Source organism: Caulobacter sp. GW821-FHT12A07 (genome assembly GCF_058807655.1).
The window spans coordinates 1-4,977 of record NZ_JBXAQX010000021.1; the positions used below are offsets into that span (position 1 = coordinate 1).

The following is a 4,977-nucleotide window of genomic DNA, read 5'->3' on the forward strand; positions in this document are numbered from 1 at the left end:
TTGAAGAAGACATCATTGTATGAGGCTTTGTAGAGCTTCATGGGTTTGACTGAAGAACGATCAAGCCTATCGAGCTATTAGTACCGGTAAGCTCCATGCGTCGCCGCACTTCCACACCCGGCCTATCAACGTGGTGGTCTTCCACGGCTCTCAGCGAGACCTTGTTTTGAGGTTAGTTTCCCGCTTAGATGCTTTCAGCGGTTATCTATTCCACACTTAGCTACCCTGCTGCACAGCTGGCGCCATGACAGGTCCACCAGAGGTGTGTCCATCCCGGTCCTCTCGTACTAGGGACAGATCCTCTCAAGTCTCGTACACCCACGGCAGATAGGGACCAAACTGTCTCACGACGTTCTGAACCCAGCTCACGTACCACTTTAATCGGCGAACAGCCGAACCCTTGGGACCTGCTCCAGCCCCAGGATGTGATGAGCCGACATCGAGGTGCCAAACTTTGCCGTCGATATGGACTCTTGGGCAAAATCAGCCTGTTATCCCTAGAGTACCTTTTATTCGTTGAGCGATGGCCCTTCCACGCAGGACCACCGGATCACTATGGCCGACTTTCGTCTCTGCTCGACTTGTCAGTCTCGCAGTCAGGCGGGCTTATGCCATTGCACTCGACGACCGATTTCCGACCGGTCTGAGCCCACCATCGCGCGCCTCCGTTACACTTTGGGAGGCGACCGCCCCAGTCAAACTGCCCGCCACGCCATGTCCCGGACCCGGATAACGGGCCGCGGTTAGACGTCAACAACAATAAGGGTGGTATTTCAAGGATGGCTCCACTCGGACTGGCGCCCAAGTTTCATAGCCTCCCACCTATCCTACACATGTTATTGCTAACGCCAAGGCGAAGCTGCAGTAAAGGTTCATAGGGTCTTTCCGTCTGACCGCGGGAACCCCGCATCTTCACGGGGAATTCAATTTCGCTGAGCCTGTGCTGGAGACAGTGGGGAAGTCGTTACGCCATTCGTGCAGGTCGGAACTTACCCGACAAGGAATTTCGCTACCTTAGGACCGTTATAGTTACGGCCGCCGTTTACCTGGGCTTCAATTCAGAGCTTGCACCCCTCCTTTTAACCTTCAGGCACCGGGCAGGCGTCAGACCCTATACGTCGCCTTGCGGCTTCGCAGAGCCCTGTGTTTTTGATAAACAGTCGCTACCCCCTGGCTTGTGCCACTCTTTTCTGGTTGCCCAAAGAAGAGTCACGCTTATCCCGAAGTTACGCGTGCAATTTGCCGAGTTCCTTCAGCACAGTTCTCTCAAGCGCCTTGGTATACTCTACCTACCCACCTGTGTCGGTTTCGGGTACGGTCTCCGTTGGAGTTATTTCCAGGGACCTGTTCACTGCCAGAACCAATCCAATAAGGACTGACAATTTACCAGATCCGTCACTTCCAACTGGCCCAGGAATATTTACCTGGTTCCCATCGACTACGCGTTTCCGCCTCGCCTTAGGGGCCGGCTAACCCTGCGCAGATTAGCTTTACGCAGGAACCCTTGGGTTTTCGGCGAGAGGGTCTCTCACCCTCTTTATCGCTACTCATGTCAGCATTCTCACTTCCGATACCTCCAGCAAGGCTCACGCCTCACCTTCATCGGCTTACGGAACGCTCCGCTACCGCTTGCACAAAGTGCAAACCCATACCTTCGGCGACTGGCTTGAGCCCCGTTACATTTTCCGCGCAGGTTCGCTTGACCAGTGAGCTGTTACGCTTTCTTTAAATGATGGCTGCTTCTAAGCCAACATCCTGGTTGTCAAAGCAAACCCACATCGTTTCCCACTTAGCCAGTACTTGGGGGCCTTAGATGATGGTTAGGGTTGTTTCCCTTTTCACGACGGACGTTAGCACCCGCCGTGTGTCTCCCAGATATCTCTCTCGGGTATTCGGAGTTTGATTAGAATTGGTACAGCTCGCGCCGCCCGCATCCATTCAGTGCTCTACCCCCCGAGGAGTCCGTCTGAGGCACTACCTAAATAGTTTTCGCGGAGAACCAGCTATGTCCAGGTTTGATTGGCCTTTCACCCCTATCCACAAGTCATCCGAGAATTTTTCAACATTCACCGGTTCGGTCCTCCAGTTGGTGTTACCCAACCTTCAACCTGCTCATGGATAGATCACCTGGTTTCGGGTCGTCATGCGACGTACTTATTCGCCCTATTCAGACTCGCTTTCGCTGCGCCTACACCTAACGGCTTAAGCTTGCACGGCACATGAAGTCGCTGACCCATTATACAAAAGGTACGCCGTCACCACGCGCGGTGGCTCCGACTGCTTGTAGGCTTCCGATTTCAGGATCTGTTTCACTCCCCTTGTCGGGGTGCTTTTCACCTTTCCCTCACGGTACTTGTTCGCTATCGGTCATTGAGGAGTACTTAGGCTTGGAGGGTGGTCCCCCCATGTTCAGACAGGATTTCACGTGTCCCGCCCTACTCGAGTCTGTCGCTATTTGACGCTTACGGGGCTATCACCCACTATGGCCGAGCTTCCCAGCTCGTTCAGCTTTATGTCACGACAGCACTGGCCTGGTCCCGGTTCGCTCGCCACTACTACGGGAGTCTCGGTTGATGTCCTTTCCTCCGGGTACTGAGATGTTTCAGTTCCCCGGGTTTGCTTAATGACCCTATGTATTCAGATCATTATACCTCTTCCGACCAACCGATCCTGGCCTTGCCGAAGCAAAGCTAAGTCGGGTGACCGTAAAGGTGGGTTTCCCCATTCGGAGATAGCCGGATCAAAGGGTGCTCGCGCCTCCCCGGCTCTTATCGCAGCGTGCCACGTCCTTCATCGCCTCTCAATGCCAAGGCATCCGTCAGAAGCCCTTATGCGCTTGATCGTTCTCAGCAAAACCCATGCGCTTCCGGTCTAGGGACCGGAGAGCATGCGCTCTACAATTTGTCAGACAATGATGTCTTCTTAAGTCCAACCTAAGCGGCTGAACCCTGCCTTCACGATGTCACTTCGCAGGCTGGCCTAAGCCAGTTGCAAACTTGATATCCTCGATCGCGATTTGCTTCATCGCCTTCGCTACCGCTTCGCTGCTTGAGCGAAGGCGATGTGCGAACATCCAACAAAGCATGGTGGAGCCAGACGGATTCGAACCGACGACATCCTGCTTGCAAAGCAGGCGCTCTACCAACTGAGCTATGGCCCCTCACACTGCGTGTGAGTTGCTTGCCCAGGGGAGCCTGGTCGGTTGCGGTCCGTATGTTTGGAAAGAGTGGTAGGCCCGATAAGACTTGAACTTATGACCTCACGCTTATCAAGCGTGCGCTCTAACCAACTGAGCTACGGGCCCATAGGCCGCTCAGATCGGATCAGATGATCCGCTCCAGGGCTCGCGATCGTGCTCTGAACCTCGACGGCCCAGAACAAGTGGAAAGAGAAACGAAGACGGCGGCGATCCGCTCATTTGTGTGCGTCTAGCGCACTAATCGGAGCCTCAATAGCCGAAGCTGGAGAGGCATCCTTAGAAAGGAGGTGATCCAGCCGCAGGTTCCCCTACGGCTACCTTGTTACGACTTCACCCCAGTCGCTGACCCTACCGTGGTCGCCTGCCTCTCTTGCGAGTTAGCGCAGCGCCTTCGGGTAAAGCCAACTCCCATGGTGTGACGGGCGGTGTGTACAAGGCCCGGGAACGTATTCACCGCGGCATGCTGATCCGCGATTACTAGCGATTCCAACTTCATGCTCTCGAGTTGCAGAGAACAATCCGAACTGAGACGACTTTTAGGGATTGGCTCCCCCTCGCGGGATTGCAGCCCTCTGTAGTCGCCATTGTAGCACGTGTGTAGCCCACCTTGTAAGGGCCATGAGGACTTGACGTCATCCCCGCCTTCCTCCGGATTAACTCCGGCAGTCCTGTTAGAGTGCCCAACTTAATGATGGCAACTAACAGCGAGGGTTGCGCTCGTTGCGGGACTTAACCCAACATCTCACGACACGAGCTGACGACAGCCATGCAGCACCTGTGTCCCAGTCCCCGAAGGGAAGGCCGGATCTCTCCGGATGTCCAGGCATGTCAAAAGGTGGTAAGGTTCTGCGCGTTGCTTCGAATTAAACCACATGCTCCACCGCTTGTGCGGGCCCCCGTCAATTCCTTTGAGTTTTAATCTTGCGACCGTACTCCCCAGGCGGAGTGCTTAATGCGTTAGCTGCGTCACCGACAGGCATGCCTGCCGACAACTAGCACTCATCGTTTACAGCGTGGACTACCAGGGTATCTAATCCTGTTTGCTCCCCACGCTTTCGAGCCTCAGCGTCAGTAACGGACCAGTATGTCGCCTTCGCCACTGGTGTTCTTCCGAATATCTACGAATTTCACCTCTACACTCGGAGTTCCACATACCTCTTCCGTACTCAAGACTGCCAGTATCAAAGGCAATTCCAAGGTTGAGCCCTGGGCTTTCACCTCTGACTAAACAGTCCGCCTACGCTCCCTTTACGCCCAGTAATTCCGAGCAACGCTAGCCCCCTTCGTATTACCGCGGCTGCTGGCACGAAGTTAGCCGGGGCTTCTTCTCCGGGTACCGTCATTATCGTCCCCGGTGAAAGAATTTTACAATCCTAAGACCTTCATCATTCACGCGGCATGGCTGCGTCAGGCTTTCGCCCATTGCGCAAGATTCCCCACTGCTGCCTCCCGTAGGAGTTTGGGCCGTGTCTCAGTCCCAATGTGGCTGATCATCCTCTCAGACCAGCTACTGATCGTAGCCTTGGTGAGCCTTTACCTCACCAACTAGCTAATCAGACGCGGGCCGCTCCAATGGCGATAAATCTTTCCCCCGAAGGGCACATCCGGTATTAGCTCAAGTTTCCCTGAGTTGTTCCGAACCAAAGGGCACGTTCCCACGTGTTACTCACCCGTCCGCCACTAATCCCGAAGGATCCGTTCGACTTGCATGTGTTAGGCCTGCCGCCAGCGTTCGCTCTGAGCCAGGATCAAACTCTCAGGTTGAGTTGACATTGACT

Annotated in this window: 2 tRNA genes and 2 rRNA genes; all 4 read right to left on the reverse strand. The window is 54.7% G+C overall.

The features are described 5' to 3' along the window. Positions 1-56: 56 nt before the first annotated feature. The 4 genes from AC1RRS_RS24840 to AC1RRS_RS24855 all read right to left on the reverse strand — a co-directional run bounded on the left by AC1RRS_RS24840 (position 57) and on the right by AC1RRS_RS24855 (position 4,963). Positions 57-2,842, reverse strand: a 23S ribosomal RNA gene (locus tag AC1RRS_RS24840). A 242-nt stretch (positions 2,843-3,084) separates the two neighbouring features. Next, positions 3,085-3,160 (reverse strand) — tRNA-Ala (locus tag AC1RRS_RS24845). A gap of 67 nt (positions 3,161-3,227) precedes the next feature. Continuing rightward, positions 3,228-3,304: transfer RNA gene (locus tag AC1RRS_RS24850), tRNA-Ile, on the reverse strand. Between the two features lie 175 nt (positions 3,305-3,479). Continuing rightward, positions 3,480-4,963: ribosomal RNA gene (locus tag AC1RRS_RS24855) — 16S ribosomal RNA — on the reverse strand. The 16S and 23S rRNA genes sit together here with 2 tRNA genes alongside, the layout of an rRNA operon. Positions 4,964-4,977: the final 14 nt, after the last annotated feature.